Genomic DNA, 18,587 nt, shown 5'->3' on the forward strand with positions numbered 1-18,587 from the left:
TGATCGCCATGGAGGACGAGGTCGATCGGCTGGTCGCAGCATGGCGCCGGGAGCGCCCTGACCTCGACGTGGAACCGCTCGAGGTGCTCAGCCGGGTGAGCAGACTGGCCCGGCACCTGGACCGGGCACGTCGACTGGCCTTCTCCGAGCACAGCCTGGAGCCCTGGGAGTTCGACGTCCTCACCGCGCTGCGGCGAGCGGGAACGCCGTATCAGCTCTCCCCCGGGCAGCTGCTGACACAGACTCTGGTCACCTCGGGCACGATGACGAACCGCATCGACCGGCTGACCAAGAAGGGCCTGGTGGAGCGCCTGCCGGACCCCTCGGACCGGCGTGGTGTGCTGGTCCGGCTGACGGACGAGGGCCAGGACCGCGCGGACCAGGCCCTCGCCGGACTGCTCGACCAGGAGCGCGCGATCCTCGCGGAGCTCTCCCGGGCCCAGCGGAGCGAACTGGCGGGGTTGCTACGCCAGTTGACCGCCCCGTTCGACAACATCCCCGGCTAGGTCGACGGGCCCCACCCCGGCACGGCGGGCGAGCGCGACGGCGGCCAGCGTGGAGTGCACGCCGAGCTTGCCGAGCACGTTCTGCATATGGGTGCGGACGGTGTGCGGCGAGAGGAACAGCCGCTCGGCGACGGCCTTTCTGCCCAGACCGGCGACCATGCACCGCAGCACCTCCCGCTCGCGTGGGGTCAGAGACTCGACGAGCCGCTCGCTCTCGGTGCGGTGCTTGCGAGCGGCGGTGAGCTCCCTGAGGACCCCCGTGAGCAGGGCGGGCGGCAGATGCGTCTCGTCCCGCAGCACCCCTCGTATGACGGTCAGCAGTCTGGACAGCGAGCAGTCCTTGGCCACCCACCCCGACGCCCCGGCCTGCAGGGCGAGCGCGGCACGCCGCTGGTCGTCCTTCTCGGCGAGGACGACGATGCGTACGCCGGGCTGCGCGGAACGCACCCCGACCACCAGCGAGATGCCGTCGACGAGCCCGTCCTCGTTGCCCTCCTGTACGGGCACGGCGGGCCGGATGCCCTGGACGTTGCCGCCCAGATCGGCGTCGACGAGCAGCACGTCGTAACGGCGCCCCTCGGCGGCCGCGCGCTCCAGACTGCGCAGCGCGGCGGGACCGCTGCCGGCGGCGGAGACGTCGACATCGGGCTCGGCCGCCAGAGCTGCGGCGAGCGACTCGGCGAAAATGCGATGGTCGTCGACTACCAGGACTCGGATGCGAACCACGAAACCCCCTTCCCCAAGCTCTGTAAGAGCAGGGGATACCCCATCGTCGGGAGACGGAAAAGACCGGCGCAGGTACGACGTCCGAAGCGCGATGGCCGCACGGCCGCCGCCGTGCACGAACTGCTACCCCCACTTCGGGCGCCGTACCCGACTGTCTCGCCCCCTGATCAGCACCGGCCCCCACCGGTGCTGTTCATCAGGGTACGGCCGGGGGCCGGGAGCGGAAGGTAATTTGCAGAACTGGCTGTCCGGCACGTTTATGGTGAGCCGCATGTTTCGCATTGAGACAGAAGTCGACAGAGGCCGACGCGATCTGCTCCACAAACGGCTCCGCGACGCGAACACGGCGGCCTCCCCGGTGCTGCGCGCCCTGCGCGGAACCCCAGGTGAACGGGAACTTCCGCTCCACGTCTGGGCGTTGGACGGGGCGGGCGAACTGGCGGGCGGTCTGGTCGGCCACACCTGGACGACATGGCTGCACGTGACCTACCTGTGGGTGGACGACCGATGGCGGGGGGCGGGCCTCGGTTCGCAGTTGCTCGCGACGGCGGAGGCCCTCTCCCGCGACGAGCGGGGGTGTGTGAACTCCCGCCTGGAGACCTGGGACTTCCAGGCACCGGAGTTCTACAAGAAGCACGGGTACGACGTGGTGTGCGTGATCCCCGACTATCCGCCGGGGATCACCGAGTACACCCTGACGAAGCGGATCGGCTAGAGCTTGCGGCCGCAGACGGTGTCGTACGGCCGTCCCACCACCATCGTCAGCTGGATGGGGTCGGTGGTGCCGGAGGGGCAGCGGGCGGAACCGGCGTCGACGAGCCCGAGCACCTTGAAGTCACCGGAACCTGCCTGGCCGCACGCGATCTCCGCGACGTCCGCCGCGACGCAGTCCCCCTTCACCAGCTGCCCGCCGCCCGCGCCCGCGTCGCCGGGGTGGTCGTCGGAGAGATTGCGCCCGCAGACGGTGTCGGTGGGGATGCCGCCGCTCGACTTCTCGTCGGACCCGAAGCTCATCGACACCTCGATGACCACGTCCGTCCCCGCCGGGCACTGGACCGCGGCGGGCAGGATGGCGGCGTCCATGATCTTCAGCGCCTTGAAGGTGGCGTCGGAGTCGTCGCAGTCCAATGCCGTGTACCCGTCGGGAGCCCGGTCCGGATCGGGACCACCGCAGTCGCCGGCCTTCCACTCCCCCGAACTGCCGCCGCCGTCCCCGGTGGCCGAGGCGGACACGGACGGCGTGGAGGAGGCCTCGTCGTCGCCGTCCTTGCCGCCCGTGAACCACCAGATCGCATAGATGATCCCGATGAACACGACCAGAGCCACCAGACCCCTGAGGCACCCCGGCTCCTTGCGCGGTGATGCCTGAGGACCGCCCTGCACAGCCATGAAATCCCCCTTCGCCCACGGCGATATGCCCACCGTCACACGGAACGGGCGCTTCTGCGGAGGGAGTCGCGGGGCCGGTTACAGACCGGGTACGACCGGGACGACTCGGCGACAATCCCCACAACGTGTTCGCACGCGGGCAGCACATGGGTCAGCCCGCGCTCGGCGAGGAGCACGGGGCTGACGAAAGCAGAGAACCTCAGGCGAGCCTGCGCGCCCCCGGAGAAGGCACCGCCTCGAACACGCGGGGCGCCGTGAACCCGGCCGCGGCGAAGGCCTCCTCCACCGCCTTGGTGATGGAGTCCACGTCGGCGACGTCCGCCAGCACGATCGCCGAGCCGCCGAAACCGCCACCGGTCATCCGGGCGCCCAGGGCTCCCGAGGCGACGGCCGTGTCGACGACCAGGTCCAGCTCCGGGCAGGAGATACGGAAGTCGTCGCGCAGGGAGGCGTGGCCCTCGATCAGGACCGGGCCGATGGCACGGGTGTCGCCCGACTCCAGCAGCCTGACGACGCGCTCGACGCGCTCGTCCTCCGTGACGACGTGACGGACGAGTCGTACGACCTCTTCCTCGTCGCCCAACCGGGCCAGCGCCGCGTCCAGTTCGCCGTACGGCACGTCCCGCAGCGCGTCCACGCCCAGCAGTGCCGCACCCTTCTCGCAGCCCGCGCGGCGCTTGCCGTACTCGCCCTCGCTGTGGGAGTGCTTGACCTGGGTGTCGACGACCAGCAGACGCATACCCTCGGCCGCCAGGTCGAGGGGGATCTGCTTCTGGGACAGGTCGCGGGTGTCGAGGAACAGCGCGTGGCCGTCCTCGCAGCAGGCCGAGGCCGTCTGGTCCATGATGCCGGTCGGGGCGCCGACGTAGACGTTCTCCCCGCGCTGGCACAGGCGGGCCAGCTGCCAGCGCTGCAGACCGAGTTCGAACAGGTCGTTGACGGCCAGGGCCACCACGACCTCCAGCGCCGCCGACGAGGACAGGCCCGCGCCCGACGGGACCGTCGACGACAGATGGATGTCGGCGCCGGTCACCGGGTGGCCGGCCTCGCGCAGGGCCCAGAGGACTCCCGCCGGGTACGCCGTCCAGTTTTTGTCGGACTCCGGGGTCAGGGCGTCGAGCGTCAGCTCCACGACCCCGCCCTCGACGTCCGCGGAGTGCAGCCGCAGGACGCCGTCCGTGCGCCGCGAGACCGCCGCCACGGCGGTGTGCGGCAGCGCGAAGGGCATCACGAAGCCGTCGTTGTAGTCGGTGTGCTCACCGATGAGGTTGACGCGGCCCGGCGCCGACCAGACACCTTCGGGTTCGGTTCCGTAGAGCTCGACGAAACCGTCCCGCACCTGCTGCCCCACTACTGCTCCCTTGCTGTGCCGATGTTCTGCGTGAACTCCCACGCGTCCGCGACGATCCCCGCGAGGTCCGCGCGGGACGGGTTCCAGCCCAGCTTCTCGCGCGCGGCCCGCGCCGACGCCACCAGGATCGCCGGGTCGCCGCCGCGCCGGGGGGCCACGACCTCGGGGATCGGGTGGCCGGTGACCTGGCGGACGGTCTCGATGACCTGGCGGACGGAGAAGCCCTCGCCGTTGCCGAGGTTGCAGATCAGGTGCTCGCCCGGCTGCGCGGCCTTCAGCGCCAGCAGATGGGCCTCGGCCAGGTCGGCGACGTGGATGTAGTCGCGGACGCAGGTGCCGTCCGGCGTCGGGTAGTCCTCGCCGAAGACGGAGATCGCCTCCCGCTTGCCCTGCGCGACCTGGAGGACCAGCGGGATGAGGTGCGACTCGGGGTCGTGGCGCTCGCCCTGCTGCCCGTACGCGCCCGCCACGTTGAAGTAGCGCAGCGACACCGCGCCCAGACCGTGGGCGGCCGCCTCGCCGGTGATCATGTGGTCGACGGCGAGCTTCGAGGCGCCGTACGGCGACGTCGGGGCCGTCGGGTCGGACTCGGTGATCGGGGTGCTGACCGGCTCGCCGTACGTGGCCGCCGTGGAGGAGAAGACGAGCTTGCGCACGCCCGCCTCACGCATGGCGCCCAGCAGCGCCATGGTGCCGCCGACGTTGTTGTCCCAGTACTTCTCGGGCTTCACGACCGACTCGCCGACCTGCGAGAAGGCGGCGAAGTGCAGGACTCCGTCGTAGGAGCCGTCCAGCCACTTGCCCGCGTCGCGGATGTCGCCCTCGATGAAGGAGGCGCCCGCCGGGACGCCCTCGCGGAAGCCCGTCGTCAGGTTGTCGAGGACGACGACCTCGTGGCCCGCCTCCAGCAGATGCTGGGCGACCACGCTGCCGACATAGCCCGCGCCACCGGTGACCAGGTACTTACCGCTCATGAACTCGCTACCTCTCGCAGTCGCTCGGCCGCGGCCTCCGGCCGGATGTCGTTGATGAACACGTTCATGCCGGACTCGGAACCCGCGAGAAACTTCAGCTTGCCGGGCGTGCGGCGGATGGTGAAAAGCTCGAGGTGGAGCGCGAAGTCGTCACGGTTGACGCCCTCGAACTCCTCCAGCGCGCCGAACGGGGCCTGGTGCCAGGCCGCGATGTAGGGCGTGAGGGGCTCACCTTCGCCGAAGATCCGGTCGAAGCGCCTCAAGAGTTCCAGATAAACCTGGGGGAATTCTGAGCGCGCGTCCTCGTCGAGCCCCAGCAGGTCCGGCACCCGGCGCTTCGGGTACAGGTGGACCTCGTACGGCCAGTGCGCCGCGTACGGCACGAAGGCCACCCAGTGTTCACCCTCCAGGACGACCCGCTCGTCGGCGAGTTCGCGCTCCAGGACGGCGTCGAAGAGGTTCTCCCCGCCCGTCGCCTCCTTGTGGGCGGCGACCGAACGCAGCGTCAGTGCGGTGCGGGGCGTGGTGAAGGGGTACGCGTAGATCTGCCCGTGCGGGTGACCCAAGGTCACACCGATCTCGGCACCGCGGTTCTCGAAGCAGAACACCTGTTCCACGGAGGGCAGATGAGACAACTCCGACGTCCGGTCCGTCCACGCGTCGAGGACAAGGCGCACCTGCTCCTCGGTGAGGTCGGCAAAGGACGCGTTGTGGTCGGAGGTGAAGCACACGACCTCGCAGCGACCGGAGTCACCAGCGAGGGACGGGAAGCGGTTCTCGAAGACCACGGCGTCGTACGACGAGTCCGGGATCTCACTGAGCCGCTCACCCTGCGACGGGCACAGCGGGCACTCGTCGGCCGGCGGGTGGTAGGTGCGGCCCTGGCGGTGCGAGGCGATCGCGACCGAGTCGCCGAGCAGCACGTCGCGGCGGACCTCGGACGTGGTGACCGTCCGGTCCAGCGGACGGCGGTCCACCGCGTCCCGCACGGTGTCGTCGCGCAGGTCGTAGTAGATGAGCTCGCGACCGTCGGCCAGTCGGGTCGAGGTCTTCTTCACCGCCGGACTCCTTCACTCAAACAGAACTAAACACAAGTAACCATAACTCGACAGTCCCGTCAACGTCGGAATCAAACAAAGTGCACCAGCGATAGCGTCCTCAATTACTGGACGCAAACCCCCAAAAAGCCCCAAACCGGCTATAGCGCCGCTGTGCCATTCCGACCCAACGGGACATGATGGCGAGTCCAGCACGGTGACGGCTGGCACGGATGTTCCCTCTGGCGAACGGGCGAGCGGCGTTCGTACGATCACCCGCATGCAGCTCCGGTACGCCTTCAGGTTGTACCCGGAGCCCGGCCAACAGGGTGCGCTGGCGCGGGCGTTCGGGTTTGCGCGGGTCGTGTTCAACGACGCCGTGCGGACCCGCCGTGACGCCCACGCCGCCAAGGAGCCCTACCCGACATCAAAGGTGTCGTCCCGGGCCCTGGTCACACGGGGCAAGCTGCGCCGCGAGCGGCATTGGCTGAGCGATGTTTCCTCAGTCGTCCTGCAGCAGGCGCTGCGGGATGCGGACGCCGCATATGCGAACTTCTTCGCCTCCCTCAAGGGCGAACGCAAGGGTCCGCCGGTGGGCGAACCGCGTTTCCGATCCCGCAAGGACTCCAGGCAGGCAATCCGGTTCACCGCGAACGCCCGAAGGAAGACGTGCGGGTCGCGCGGAGCCGCGGTACGGCGTCGGCGGGCGGGTCAGGTCTCCGGGCCTCCGCTCAGGTCCGGAGTGGAGTGCGGTATCGGGCCCGCCCGGTCCAGGAGGCCTGTTCGGGCGGCCAGGGCCGCTGCCTCCAGGCGTGATCCCACTCCCAGCTTCATCAGGACGCGCTGGACGTGGGTGCGGGCGGTGGAGGGGGCGATGCCCATGCCGGCCGCGATGAGCCTGGTGTCCTCGCCGTCGGCGACGCGTACCAGGACCTCCACCTCCCTCGGGGTGAGCATCTGGAGCAGTCGCTGGCCCTCGTCGTCGGGCTGGGCGGCCGGGTTGAGGAGTTCGCTGAACGCGCCTTGCAGGAGCTGGGGCGCGACCGCCGCCTCGCCCGCCCTCGCCTTCATGATCGCCCGCTCGACACCTTCGATGCGCTCGTCATGGCGTACATAGCCCGAGGCGCCGGCGGCGAAGGCGGCCGCGATGCCGCGCGGGCTCGGTACCGGGCCCAGCACCAGGACCGCCACCTGCGGACGGTCACGCTTGATCTTCACCACCGGGTCGAAGATGCCCGGTTCGGCCGGTGTCGCCGTGCCCAGCAGGCACACCTCGGGCGCCCGGGTGATCACCAGCTCCGCCGCGCCCGCGGCTGGTGCCGCCGCGGCGAGCACCCGGTGCCCGCGCAGCTTCAACGCCGAGGCCAGCGCCTCCGCGAGCAGACGGTGGTCGTCGACCACCATGAGCCGCACTCCCATCGAGCAACCCCCCAGTCCCCCCAATGGATCCCCATGCAACGATCCCCATGCCCCGCTGTGGATGCTCCACTATGGATGCCCACTGGTCGCACGGACAGAAGCCCCCTCCCGGCTCCCCCGCTCTTCATGCCCCCGGAAGCTACACGCTTGTTCGACGTTGCGCTCCCCCTACTGGTGAGAAGTGCCCCGGATCGACGGAATTTCCGGCATTCGAGGTTGATGGGTGGTACGCGCACGGCCCCGCCCCTGAGCAGGGACGGGGCCGTGGTCACCAGCGGATTCACACGCGCTGAGCGATCACTTCGTTCCGAAGGCGACCGCGAGGTACTCCTTCTCGGTCGAACTGCCACCGAAGTCGCTCGCGTAGACCTGCGCCATGAACAGCCGTCCGTCGTGGTAGAGGATCTCGGAGTACTCGGGGAGCATGCTCGTCTCCACGTCGCGCACCACCTCCGTCGCCGGGTTCTCCAGGAGCTTCGTCTCCTTGAAGGTGCCACCGTCGATGGTCACGATCTGACCGCCCTTGTCGTACGGCGGCCGCTTGTACGCCAGTACGTTGCCGCCGTCCATGCGCAGCGGGGTGAGCGTGTAGCCGTCGCCCGCGTCGGCGCGCTGGCCGGTCTCCTTGCCGCTGTTCAGGTCGATGGCGACGATCGAGTTGGTCCGGGAGTAGTCGCTGCCGGTGACCTCGCGCTCCTCGGTCGGCAGGTAGAGCCGGTCGTTGCCGACCACGATCTGGAAGCAGTACTCGACCCTGCTGATGCCGTCGCAACGGGCCACGTACTTCTCGGGATCCACCGAGATGCGCGAGCGCAGCTTGCCGGTCTTGTTGTCGATGGCGAAGACGTCCGAGATGCCCTGCGCGCCCTCGACCTCGCCGACCTCGGCGGCCACGACGAGAGGCTCGGTGGAGACGATGCTCGCGTACTCGATGCCCGTCGCCATCTTGTACTCGGAGATCACCTTCCCGGAGGCCGGGTCGATGGTCTGGATCTGCAGCTGGCGCTGGCCGTAGGAACCGCACTTGCGGACCGCGACCAGCTTCTCGCCGCCGCCGTAGCCCGCGTCGTAGCAGGTGTCGGTCGGCTTCGGGGCCCACAGCGACTTGCCGCTCTCGATGTCCCAGGCGCCGCCGCCGCTGGTGCTGCCCGCGGCGACGGTGTTCGCGCTGACGGTGACGTTGTCCCAGCGGATCGGCCGGTCACCGGACTTGGCGGTCTTGTTCCACAGCTTCTTGCCCGCGTTCAGGTCGATCGCCGCGATCTCGCTGCAGCCGGCCGTACGTTCCTTCGTCGGCATCCCGGGCTCGTAGGCGATCGCCGTCACACCGTTCTCGGTGGCGTGGCGGCTGGCCTGGCACACCGGGCCGGGCAGCTTGATCGTCCACAGCTTGGTGCCCTTGTCGGGGTCGTAGCCGACGACCTCGGCGATGCCGCTCTTGGCGTAGACCGTGTCGGTCAGCCAGGAGCCGTTCACCGTGTACGTGGTGTCGACGGGCGGCTTGGGCTGCGGGACCTGGAAGAGGACGGACGAGGCGGTGCTGGACGGGACCTTCTCGTCGCCCTTGCTTGAGGTGCCGCCGGTGCCGCCCTTCTCGTCGCCGCCACCGCCGGTGCCGCCGCTGGAGCTCGCGGTGTCCTTCTTGTCGTCGCCGGACGAGGAGGCGTACCAGACACCGCCGCCCACGATCAGCGCGATCGCCACCACCGCCGCGACGATGATCGCCAGCTGCGGGCTGATCTTCCGTCCGCCACCGGCCGGCTGACCGGGCTGGGGGTGCAGCGGCATGGTCGGCTGCGGGTAGCCGTAACCGGGCTGCTGGCCATAGGGGTTGGGCTGCTGGCCGTAACCGCCGGGCTGCTGCTGCCCGTACGGGTTCGGCTGCTGGCCGTACGACGGCTGCTGTTGCTGGCCGGGGTAGCCGTAGCCCGGGTCCGCCGGCGGTGCCTGCGGGGGCGTCTGCGGGGCGCCCTGCGGCGGCGGGGGCGCCTGGGGGTAGCCGTAACCGGGCTGCTGGGCCGGCAGCTGCGGGGCGCCGAATCCGGGCTGCTGCGGCGGCTGGTCCTGCGGTGGGCCGAAACCACCCCCGGGCGGGGGCTGGTTGGGCGGCGGGGGCGGCGGCTGGGTCATGACGCGGGTACCTCGGGAAGTAGGGACGACGACGGGAACGTGACGGGGCGAGGGGCTACTTGCCGTAGGCGAGCATCAACTTCTCCTGCGTGTCGTCGTTGCCGCTCAGCCGTGTGGTCGAGAGGTAGAAGCGTCCGTCGACCCAGTCGATGGCCTTGGAGTAGAAGCCGTCCTCGATGTCGGCGATGCCCGCCGGGTTCTGGAGCAGCTTGGCCGGCTTGTGGTTCGAGCCGGTGGTGGCGACGGAGACGACCTGGCCGCCCGCGTCGTACGACGGCTGGACGTAGGCGATCAGCTTGCCGTTCTCGATCTTCAGCGGCAGCATCGCCTCGTCCGCCGGGGACTTGACGCGCCACTTCTCCTTGCCGTTGGAGAGGTTGATCGCCACGATCTCGTTGGCGCTGGAGGTGGCCTCGGTGGGCAGGTAGAGCGTGTCCGCGTCGGCGACCGCGCCCGTGCAGCCCGTCAGGTCACGCGCGAAGATCGCCCAGTCGCAGGCGGGGGCGAAGTCCTCGTCGAAGGCGACCTGGGAGCGGAACTTGCCACCGTCGGTGAACGTGGAGATGTTCCAGCTGTTCTTGTCCTCGTTGGTGCTGTAGATGACCAGCGGGTCGAGGGAGTAGGCGCGCGCGACCCGCCAGCCCTTGTCGAACTTCTGGGTCCACTTGACCTTGCCGGTCGTCGGGTCCAGCTCCTGCACCTCGTCGTGCTCGTTGTCACCGGAGGCGTCGCAGGAGGAGACGGCGATCAGCTTGGCACCGCCCGCGAAGGCGCTGGGGAAGCAGGCGTTGCCGTACTTCGCCTTGTCGAAGAGCTTCTTGCCGGTCTCCACGTCGTAGCCCGTGCCCGACATCGAGCGGCCCACCAGCAACGTCTTGCCGGTGATGGACAGTTCGATCTGGAGGGTGCTGTCGAACAGCTCGCCGTCGGCGACCTCGCCGCTCCAGCCCTTCTCGCCGGTGTTGAGGTCGATCTCCTGGAGCTTGTTGCACTCCGCGCGGTCGCTGCTGCCGCTCATGTAGGCCACGACGATCTTGCCGGCGGCCGTCTGCTGCGGGGTGGTCGCGCAGATCTTCTGGTCGAAGGTGATCGGGTCCCAGGTGGGCTTGCCGTCGCCAACGTTGTAGGCGAAGAGCTGCTTGTACGCCGCCTTCACCGCGGTCTTGTCGGTGATCCACATGCCGGGGGCATCGGCGCCGTTGCCGGGCGCGTCGGGTGCCTCCTTGTACCAGAGCACCTTCGACTCGCCGGACTGGCGGCCCTCGTTGAGGTCCGTCTGCTCCTCGCCGCCGCCACCGTCGCCGTACCCGGGGTTGACCGGGTCGTCGGAGGCGGAGGGCTTGGTGCTGCCGCTCTCCTTGGCGACCGGCTTCTTCGGGTCGTCGTCGCCGCCGCTCGCGACCGCCCACACGGTGCCGCCGACCACCAGCAGCCCGGCCACGGCCGCGGCGATGACGAGGGCCGGCTTGCCCTTGAAGGGGTTGCGCGAGCCGGACGGCGGAGTGCCGGGGCCGCCGGGGTACTGCGGCTGGGGCGGGTAGCCGTAACCGGGCTGGCCGTAGGGGCCGGGCGGCTGGGGCTGACCGTAGGGCCCGGGCTGGCCGTAGGGGCCCGGCTGCTGCGGCTGGCCGTACGGACCGGCGGGCGGCTGCTGGGGGTAGCCGTAACCGGGCTGGGGCGCACCCGCCGGCGGCCCCTGCGGAGGCGGCGGCGTCTGCGGCGGGCCCGCAGGGGGCGGCGGCGCGCCGAAGCCACCCTGCGGCGGCTGGTCCTGCGGTGCTCCAAAGCCGGGCGGCTGGTTGGGCGGCTGAGCCATCAGCGCGTTCCCCCTCGTTCACTGATTTTTAGCCACGCCCTGAGGTACGTAACGGACTCAGAGTCGTACTCAGAAAGTTCTCAGACGGCTCTTTCTATCACCCGGGACCGACAGGAACCCGGGCCGATCATCCCCTGTACCCAAGGGAGGACCGGCCCGTGACGCCTCCGTTATGCGTCTTCACGCACCCTTCACGCGTCCTCGGCGAGTTCCAGCCAGCGCATCTCCAGCTCCTCGCGCTCCGCGGCCAAGTCCCGGAGCGTGGCGTCGAGTTCGGCCACCTTCGCGAAGTCCGTGGCGTTATCGGCGATTTGGGCGTGCAGCTTGGTCTCCTTCTCGGAGACCTTGTCGAGCTGCCGCTCGATCTTCTGGAGCTCCTTCTTGGCGGCCCGCTGGTCGGCGGCGCTCCTGTCGGGCGCGGCCTTCTGGACGACCGGTGCGGCGGCGGCCGCGGCCTCCTCCATCTTGTGGCGGCGCTCGATGTACTCGTCGATACCGCGCGGCAGCATCCGCAGGGTGGCGTCACCGAGGAGGGCGAAGACCCGGTCGGTGGTGCGCTCGACGAAGAAGCGGTCGTGGGAGATGACGATCATCGAGCCGGGCCAGCCGTCGAGGAGGTCCTCCAGCTGGGTCAGGGTCTCGATGTCGAGGTCGTTGGTGGGCTCGTCGAGGAAGAGGACGTTGGGCTCGTCCATGAGGAGACGCAGGAGCTGGAGCCTGCGCCGCTCACCGCCCGACAGGTCGCCGACCGGTGTCCACTGCTTCTCCTTGTTGAAGCCGAACGTCTCGCACAGCTGCCCGGCGGTCATCTCGCGCCCCTTGCCGAGGTCGACGCGCTCACGCACCCGCTGCACCGCCTCGAGCACCCTCAGGGCCGGGTCGAGTTCGGCGACCTCCTGGGAGAGATAGGCGAGCTTGACCGTCTTCCCCACGGAGACCCGGCCGCCGACGGGCTGCGTCTCGCCCTCGGTCCGCCAGGCCTCGCGCATGGCGCGCAGCAGGGAGGTCTTGCCGGCGCCGTTGACACCGACCAGACCGATGCGGTCGCCGGGGCCGAGCTGCCAGGTGATGTGCTTGAGCAGCACCTTGGGGCCGGCCTGGACGGTCACGTCCTCCAGGTCGAAGACCGTCTTGCCGAGCCGCGAGGACGCGAACTTCATCAGCTCGCTGGAGTCGCGCGGCGGCGGCACGTCCTTGATGAGCTCGTTGGCGGCCTCGACGCGGAAGCGCGGCTTGGACGTACGGGCCGGGGCGCCGCGGCGCAGCCAGGCGAGCTCCTTGCGGACCAGGTTCTGCCGCTTGGTCTCCTCGGTGGCGGCGATGCGCTCGCGCTCGGCGCGGGCGAAGACGTAGTCGGAGTAGCCGCCCTCGTACTCGAAGACATCGCCCTTCTGCACGTCCCACATGCGCGTGCAGACCTGGTCGAGGAACCAGCGGTCGTGGGTGACGCAGACGAGCGCGGACCGGCGCTCGCGCAGATGCCGGGCGAGCCAGGAGATGCCCTCGACGTCGAGGTGGTTGGTGGGCTCGTCGAGGACGAGCATGTCCTGCTCCTCGATGAGGAGTTTGGCGAGCGCGATCCGGCGGCGCTCACCGCCGGAGAGCGGGCCGATGACGGTGTCCAGGCCCTGCGGGAAGCCGGGCAGGTCGAGGCCGCCGAAGAGACCGGTCAGGACGTCGCGGATCTTGGCGTTGCCGGCCCACTCGTGGTCGGCCATGTCCCGGATGACCTCGTGGCGGACGGTCGCGGTCGAGTCCAGGGAGTCGTGCTGGGTGAGGACGCCGCTGCGCAGCCCGCCGGAGTGGGTGACGCGGCCGGTGTCGGGCTCCTCGTGCTTGGCGAGCATGCGGATCAGGGTGGTCTTGCCGTCGCCGTTGCGGCCGACGACGCCGATGCGATCACCCTCGGAGACGCCGAGCGAGACGCCGTCGAGCAGGGCACGGGTGCCGTACACCTTGCTGACGTTCTCGACATTGACCAGATTGACGGCCATTTCTCTCCTGACAAGGGGGATGCTCGACCCTCCAGGGTAGTCGGGCGGGAGGTGGCCCCTACCCGCGCCTGCTACTCGGACCGCACGGGGTGGGGAACTGATGCGGCTTGCCCCCCGCTCAGGTGCGTTGCGGCGAAGGAGGTGAGTATCCCCCGTAGCGTCAGGCTGCGCAGATGGGGGCTCCATGAAGGCGAACGAGAGTTTGTGCATCGAATACGTGACCTTCACCGGCGCAGCTCGTTGGATTTTCCGACTGGATCTCGGGAGCCGACAGGGGGTGACAGCGTGAGCGGGCTGCGGGAGGCGGCGGCACCATTCGTGGTGTCCGGCCCCTCGGGGGTCGCGATCCGGACCCGGTTGCGAGTCTCGGAAACGGATGTGGCGGTGCTGAGCGAGGTCGGGGCGTTCCTCGGCAGGCTGTCCGCGGGAGATCTCGCAGTGCGGTGCAGGCAAGGGACGACCCATGATGCCGCGTCGTGGGCGGCACGGAAGCGGGAGCTGACCAGTGCCTCTTCGGCGCGCTGGGCGGGCAGTATCACCAAGGCAACGCACGACCAGTGGGCGCTGACCCGGCGTGGACAAGCTGCCGAGATGGCGTGGCTGCGTGGGCAGATCAAACAGATCGAGGCGCGCCTGGCACGTCCGGTGGGTACCAAGGCGGACAAACGTAAAGGGCTGGTGCGCGGATACGGCTCACGGACGGAGTGGCACGCCAAGTCTCGCCGCCTGCATGTACTGCAGAACCGGCTGGTGATGCTGGAAGCGGACTGGGCGTCCGGACAGGTCCGCGTAGTGCGCGGAGGCAAACAGCTTCTACGGCTGCGCCATCACCTGAATCACGCTGGTCTCAGCGAGCAGGCATGGCGACAGCAATGGCAGACGGCGCGAATGTTCCTGGCCGCAGACGGGGAGTCAGGCAAGCGCTTCGGTAATGAGACCATTCGTGTCACCGACACAGGACTGGTCTCGATCAAACTTCCCGCCGGGCTCGCGCGTCTGGCCAATGCCCCGCACGGCCGGTACGTACTGGAGGCAGCCGCACAGTTTCGGCACCGGGCAGAGGAGTGGGCAGACCGAATCGCGGACAATCGGGCGGTTTTCTACCGCATCCACCACGACGTGGCCCGCGGCCGTTGGTATGTCACGGCCTGCTGGCAACGGGCTGCCGCACCGAGCCTGCCGCTGGAAGCGGCTCTGGTCCGGGGCGTGGTGGGGGTGGACATGAACGACGACCACCTAGCCGTCTGGCACCTGGACATCCACGGCAACCCGATCGGAGAACCTCGGCGCTTCTTCTACGACCTGTCCGGCACCGCCCAGCACCGTGACGCCCAAATTCGGCACACCCTGACCCGGCTGCTGCGCCACACCCGCCGTTGCGGAGCCGCCGCCATCGCAATCGAGGACCTTGACTTCACCGACAGCACATCCCGGGAGAAGCACGGCCGCAATAAAGGTTTCCGTCGCCTGATCTCCCGTTTCCCCACCGCCCGGCTCAAGGCCCGGCTAGTGGCGATGGCCGCCGAACAGGACATCGCAATTGTCGCCGTGGACCCGGCCTACACCTCAAAATGGGGCGCTCAGCACTGGCAACAGCCCCTCACCAGCAAGACTCGCACGGTCTCCCGCCACGACGCGGCGGCCGTGGCGATCGGAAGACGCGCCCTCGGGCACCCGATCCGGCGACGGACAGCACCGCCCCCACACGACCGGAGTGATCGTGCGAGGCATCGGACCGCCCAGGCCGAACCGGAGACCCGAAGGCGTGAGGAATCCCGCCCCCGCATTCCCGGACCACGCGCTATACGCGTGCCGCCCGGGTCTGGAGTGAAAGCGGGCGACCAGCGTGCCCAACACCGTTCGGAGCACGCGACTGAGCATGCGACCTGGCAACAGGACCCGCTCCCGCTCAGTTCCTAGGAACGGTCCCACCCCCATGTTCGTACAGCACGCCCACCTTGATCAGCGGGCTGCGGTTGCCCTGACCTCGGTCAGCAGGTCGTACATCGTCTGCCCGGGGCAGTCCGTCTCCAGCCAGTCACGGTGGCCGCTGACCGTCTCGACGTCCTTGGTCACACCGTTGACCGGGTTGGTGTAGGTGACCTTCGCCTGCGGGTCGAGGCCCTTGAAGCGGGAGATCACCTTGATCAGACGGACCAGCGAGGCCTTGGCCGCGTCCGTCGGGCCCTGGTCGGTGAGGGTGCCGAGGAGCGCGATGCCGAGGTTGCCGGAGTTGTAGCCGGAGGTGTGGAAGGCGGTGACGAGGTCGCCGTCGGAGTTGAAGGCGGGGACGTTGTCGTCGCCGGAGTAACGGCCCTCGTAGACGGTGCCCGCCTCGTCGATGAGGAAGTGGTAGCCGATGTCGCCCCAGTCGAGGGTGACCGCGTGGTACTCGTAGATCGCCCGGACGGTCGCGGCGGGGTCGGCGTCGTCGTTCGGGGTGTCCGTGTGGTGGACGGTGATCGTCTGCAACGCGTAGTACTTCTCCGGCGAGTTGACCACGCCGTTCTTGTACCGCTTCGACTCGTCCGCACCCCACGCGGGCCGCGACTGGTAGCGCACGCCGCGTACGCGCGTGGGCTCAGAGGGCACCTTGAAGGTGCGCTGCGGCCCGTCGGTGGTGTCGATCGCGAGCGAGCGCACGTCCGTCGTGCCGTCCGCCGCCTTCACCTCGTACGACGTGGTGGAGCCGGCCGCGACCAGGGCCGCGCCTCCGTCGTCGACGGTCGCGCAGCCGCCGCTCAGCGTCCGCCAGTCGCCGTCCGGGAGACGCAGGGCGGCGCCGTCCTGCGCGCCGGCCCAGCGGACGCCGACGTAGGAGGCGGCGAAGGCGGTGGTGGCCGTGCCGGCGCCGGTGGCCGCGTCGGAGCGGGTCGTGGGGAACTTCTCCGGCGTCGTACCGGACGCCTCGGGCTGCGAACCGGAGTCGGAGTCGGTCGCCGCGAAGACCACCGGGGTCAGGGCGGCCCCGGCGGCCACGGCTCCGGCGGCCCCGATCACGCCACGACGTGACAGGGGCCGCTTCCTGCGGTGGGAGGTGGGGGTGGGGGATTCGGACACGGACGTGCCTTCCGATGCGTTCACTTGAGGAGCGCCGGTGGCACCTTGCGGGGCGCTGGTGGCGCTTGAAGTATCAAGTGACCCTAGGGGCCCCTGGTGTTCCCCACGTACTGCGTCCGCAGTAGATCGTGTGGAGATCGGGCAAAGACCGCGTCATGCCCCGGCACCAGTGATCCGCTGCTGCGGGATCAGCGCCGCGGCCGGGGCCAGTCCGCGCCCGCCGAAGACCTGCTCGCCCACCGGCATGTCGTCGCGCGTCAGGGGCTCGGGGATGAACACCGCCGCGGTGACACCGCCGTTGGGCGAGGCACGCAGCTCCACCCGCAGACCCTGGCGCTCGCGCAGCCGGTTCACCACGAACAGGCCGATCTGCTTGGCGTCGAGGAGGTCGACCTTCTCGGACTGGATCTTGCTGTTGGCGTCCGCGAGGGCCTGCTCGTTCATACCGAAGCCGCTGTCCTCGACCTCGATGAGCACCCCGTCCCGCATCCGGGCCGCGCGCAGCTGCACCTTGGCGCTGGGCGGTGAGAACGCCGTCGCGTTCTCGACGAGTTCGGCGAGCAGATGGATGACGTCGGCGACCGAACCGCCCACCACGGACACCTTCGGCACCGCCCACATCTGCACCCGGCCCGCGCTCTCGATATCGGCGGTCGCGGCGCGCAGCACGTCCGCCAGCGGGATCGGGTCCCGCCAGCCGCGGCCGGGCGCGATGCCGGACAGGATCAGCAGCGACTCGGAGTGACGGCGCATCCGGGTGGCCAGGTAGTCGACGCGGTACAGGTCCTGCAGTTCGTTCGGGTCCTGCTGCCGATGCGCCATGCCGTCCAGCAGGTCGAGCTGGCGGTGCAGCAGCACCTGGCTGCGGCGGGCGAGGCTGACGTACACGCCGGAGATGCCGCTGAGGAGTTCGGCGCGCTCGGAGGCGGCCTTGAGCGCGGCGCGCTGGACGGCGGTCAACGCGGTGCCCACCTGGGCGAGTTCATCGCCGACGAGGCGGCGCAGAGGGGCCTCGGCGTCGATGTCGACGCCCTGCCCCGCGTGCAGTCTGCGCATGGCCTGCGGCAGCCGGCGCCCTGCCACCTCCAGGGCGTCGTTGCGCAGGTCGAGCAGTTCGACGATGAGGCCGCGTCCGACGAGGACGGACACGAGCAGCGACGGCAGCACACCGACGAGGCCCAGCACCACGGCGACTCCGGAGGCGCCGAGGGTGTCCCAGCCGGACGGATCGGCCTTGGCGGTCGCGCCGATACCGGCGGCGCTCTCGGCCGCGGTCAGGTCCTTCAGCACCCCGGCCGACGCCGCGTCCCAGCCGGTCAGCAGCCCCGAGGCCACGGCCGAGGCGCCGGGACCGGCGCTCTGCACCCGGTTCTCGACCGCCTGGAGCCCGGCGTACTCGTCGCCGGACAGGATCTCCTCGTACGCCGCCTGGTGCGCGGGCTTGAGGTCGTCGGCCGCCGGCCGGAGCAGCTGCCGCTGTGTGGCGACCGAGCCGACGAACTGCGCGTACCCCTGCCGGGTCAGCGTCCCGGCGGCCTCGGCGGCGCCCAGCAGCGCCTGCTCACGTGCCAACGCCTCGCGCGCCCGGGCGAGTTCGAGCACCACGCGCGCGTCGGAGGCGGCGTCGGTGCTCTGGTCGCCGGTGAGACCACCCGCGACCGAGAAGGCGCGCTCGATGACCGCGGTGTACTTCGGGTACGCCGTCGAGGGCTTCGCGGCCGCCCCGGTACGGAGCTGGGGAAGCCGGTCGGCCTCGCCCTCCAGCGTCTCGATGCGCTGCGGCAGGCCCGCGTCGAGGAGGGCCGCGTCCGAGCTGGAGGCGTTGATGCCGTCGAGCAGGGCGGTCGCCGCCTGGTCGGTGGCCTTGCGGGCGGTGGCGTAGGCGGCGGGCGCGTCCTTGTGCCGCATGACGGCGGTGCGCTCGGCCTGCAGTGCGGTGACGAACCTGCTGACGGGGGTGAGGAGTTCGGCGTTGACGTCCTTGGCACGCTCGGTGTCGCCGATGCTGGACGCGGTCGTCACGGCGGCGAAGCCCCACAGCGCCATGAGGGACACGATGGGCAGCATCAGCTGGGAGACGATCTTCGCTCGAACGGATCTGGGCCGAAGTCTGCCGGTCGTGGTACGGAGAACGCGCATCGGGGAACCTCGTTCAAGGAAATTACGGTGCGTACAACGCGCCCCA

Annotated in this window: 14 protein-coding genes and 1 pseudogene; 4 read left to right on the forward strand and 11 right to left on the reverse strand. The window is 69.9% G+C overall.

Annotation, left to right across the window (positions count from 1 at the left end):
- Positions 1 to 8: 8 nt before the first annotated feature.
- Positions 9 to 506, forward strand: coding sequence for a MarR family transcriptional regulator TamR (tamR, locus tag OHU89_RS21520; RefSeq protein WP_046257592.1), 498 nt, complete (start codon positions 9 to 11; stop codon positions 504 to 506).
- Here the strand turns inward: tamR and OHU89_RS21525 are convergent.
- Positions 465 to 1,232, reverse strand: a complete 768-nt coding sequence (locus OHU89_RS21525; RefSeq protein ID WP_046257593.1) for a response regulator transcription factor — start codon at positions 1,230 to 1,232, stop codon at positions 465 to 467. The genes tamR and OHU89_RS21525 overlap by 42 nt on opposite strands.
- A gap of 259 nt (positions 1,233 to 1,491) precedes the next feature.
- Between OHU89_RS21525 and OHU89_RS21530 the strand changes: the two genes are divergently transcribed.
- Positions 1,492 to 1,947, forward strand: a complete 456-nt coding sequence (locus OHU89_RS21530; protein ID WP_405645084.1) for a GNAT family N-acetyltransferase — start codon at positions 1,492 to 1,494, stop codon at positions 1,945 to 1,947.
- Here the strand turns inward: OHU89_RS21530 and OHU89_RS21535 are convergent.
- From OHU89_RS21535 to galT, 4 genes are all read right to left on the reverse strand, one after another.
- The gene (locus OHU89_RS21535) at positions 1,944 to 2,621 is read right to left on the reverse strand and encodes a hypothetical protein (RefSeq protein ID WP_405645086.1); all 678 of its coding nucleotides are present in this window, start codon (positions 2,619 to 2,621) and stop codon (positions 1,944 to 1,946) included. The two genes, OHU89_RS21530 and OHU89_RS21535, sit on opposite strands and share 4 nt — an antisense overlap.
- Positions 2,622 to 2,820: 199 nt before the next feature.
- A complete protein-coding gene (galK, locus tag OHU89_RS21540) occupies positions 2,821 to 3,972 on the reverse strand; it encodes a galactokinase (RefSeq protein WP_405645088.1) in 1,152 nt (383 codons plus the stop codon).
- Positions 3,972 to 4,946, reverse strand: a complete 975-nt coding sequence (gene galE / locus OHU89_RS21545) for a UDP-glucose 4-epimerase GalE (RefSeq protein WP_365394098.1) — start codon at positions 4,944 to 4,946, stop codon at positions 3,972 to 3,974. The genes galK and galE overlap by 1 nt, the downstream gene beginning before the upstream one ends.
- Complete coding sequence (gene galT, locus OHU89_RS21550; RefSeq protein ID WP_266891331.1) at positions 4,943 to 6,004, reverse strand: galactose-1-phosphate uridylyltransferase; 1,062 nt, start codon at positions 6,002 to 6,004, stop codon at positions 4,943 to 4,945. The genes galE and galT overlap by 4 nt, the downstream gene beginning before the upstream one ends.
- Before the next feature lie 259 nt (positions 6,005 to 6,263).
- Between galT and OHU89_RS21555 the strand changes: the two are divergent.
- A pseudogene (locus OHU89_RS21555) lies at positions 6,264 to 6,332 on the forward strand (helix-turn-helix domain-containing protein); the annotation flags it as partial.
- Positions 6,333 to 6,694: 362 nt separating this feature from the next.
- On the opposite strand, the gene OHU89_RS21560 reads toward OHU89_RS21555, so the two are convergent.
- The 4 genes from OHU89_RS21560 to OHU89_RS21575 form a co-directional block, all read right to left on the reverse strand.
- On the reverse strand, positions 6,695 to 7,402 hold the full coding sequence (locus OHU89_RS21560) for a response regulator transcription factor (RefSeq protein ID WP_266891327.1): 708 nt from the start codon (positions 7,400 to 7,402) through the stop codon (positions 6,695 to 6,697).
- A gap of 297 nt (positions 7,403 to 7,699) precedes the next feature.
- On the reverse strand, positions 7,700 to 9,532 hold the full coding sequence (locus tag OHU89_RS21565; protein WP_405645091.1) for a PQQ-binding-like beta-propeller repeat protein: 1,833 nt from the start codon (positions 9,530 to 9,532) through the stop codon (positions 7,700 to 7,702).
- 55 nt (positions 9,533 to 9,587) lie between these two features.
- Positions 9,588 to 11,348, reverse strand: coding sequence for a PQQ-binding-like beta-propeller repeat protein (locus OHU89_RS21570; protein ID WP_405645093.1), 1,761 nt, complete (start codon positions 11,346 to 11,348; stop codon positions 9,588 to 9,590).
- A gap of 191 nt (positions 11,349 to 11,539) precedes the next feature.
- On the reverse strand, positions 11,540 to 13,342 hold the full coding sequence (locus tag OHU89_RS21575) for an ABC-F family ATP-binding cassette domain-containing protein (RefSeq protein ID WP_405645094.1): 1,803 nt from the start codon (positions 13,340 to 13,342) through the stop codon (positions 11,540 to 11,542).
- A 285-nt stretch (positions 13,343 to 13,627) separates the two neighbouring features.
- Here OHU89_RS21575 and OHU89_RS21580 point away from each other — a divergent pair, with 285 nt between their 5' ends.
- Positions 13,628 to 15,262 (forward strand): IS200/IS605 family accessory protein TnpB-related protein, encoded by a 1,635-nt coding sequence (locus OHU89_RS21580; RefSeq protein WP_405645096.1) that lies wholly within the window; start codon positions 13,628 to 13,630, stop codon positions 15,260 to 15,262.
- 42 nt (positions 15,263 to 15,304) lie between these two features.
- Here the strand turns inward: OHU89_RS21580 and OHU89_RS21585 are convergent, their stop codons facing one another.
- Together OHU89_RS21585 and OHU89_RS21590 are read right to left on the reverse strand one after the other, a co-directional pair.
- Positions 15,305 to 16,342: a peptidoglycan recognition family protein gene (locus OHU89_RS21585; RefSeq protein ID WP_405645098.1), complete on the reverse strand. Its 1,038-nt coding sequence runs from the start codon at positions 16,340 to 16,342 to the stop codon at positions 15,305 to 15,307.
- Between the two features lie 213 nt (positions 16,343 to 16,555).
- Positions 16,556 to 18,541 (reverse strand): nitrate- and nitrite sensing domain-containing protein, encoded by a 1,986-nt coding sequence (locus OHU89_RS21590; protein ID WP_405645100.1) that lies wholly within the window; start codon positions 18,539 to 18,541, stop codon positions 16,556 to 16,558.
- Between the last annotated feature and the right edge of the window lie 46 nt (positions 18,542 to 18,587).

The sequence above is a fragment of the Streptomyces sp. NBC_00019 genome (assembly GCF_045041015.1).
Classification (GTDB): domain Bacteria; phylum Actinomycetota; class Actinomycetes; order Streptomycetales; family Streptomycetaceae; genus Streptomyces.

What these genes read in the sequence shown, in the direction of transcription:
- OHU89_RS21530 (WP_405645084.1), top strand. Translation starts at nt 1,492, where the DNA reads ATGGTGAGCCGCATGTTTCGCATTGAGACAGAAGTCGACAGAGGCCGA.
- OHU89_RS21535 (WP_405645086.1), bottom strand. Translation starts at nt 2,621, where the DNA reads ATGGCTGTGCAGGGCGGTCCTCAGGCATCACCGCGCAAGGAGCCGGGG.
- tamR (WP_046257592.1), top strand. Translation starts at nt 9, where the DNA reads ATGGAGGACGAGGTCGATCGGCTGGTCGCAGCATGGCGCCGGGAGCGC.
- galE (WP_365394098.1), bottom strand. Translation starts at nt 4,946, where the DNA reads ATGAGCGGTAAGTACCTGGTCACCGGTGGCGCGGGCTATGTCGGCAGC.
- OHU89_RS21575 (WP_405645094.1), bottom strand. Translation starts at nt 13,342, where the DNA reads ATGGCCGTCAATCTGGTCAATGTCGAGAACGTCAGCAAGGTGTACGGC.
- OHU89_RS21570 (WP_405645093.1), bottom strand. Translation starts at nt 11,348, where the DNA reads ATGGCTCAGCCGCCCAACCAGCCGCCCGGCTTTGGAGCACCGCAGGAC.
- OHU89_RS21560 (WP_266891327.1), bottom strand. Translation starts at nt 7,402, where the DNA reads ATGGGAGTGCGGCTCATGGTGGTCGACGACCACCGTCTGCTCGCGGAG.
- OHU89_RS21590 (WP_405645100.1), bottom strand. Translation starts at nt 18,541, where the DNA reads ATGCGCGTTCTCCGTACCACGACCGGCAGACTTCGGCCCAGATCCGTT.
- OHU89_RS21565 (WP_405645091.1), bottom strand. Translation starts at nt 9,532, where the DNA reads ATGACCCAGCCGCCGCCCCCGCCGCCCAACCAGCCCCCGCCCGGGGGT.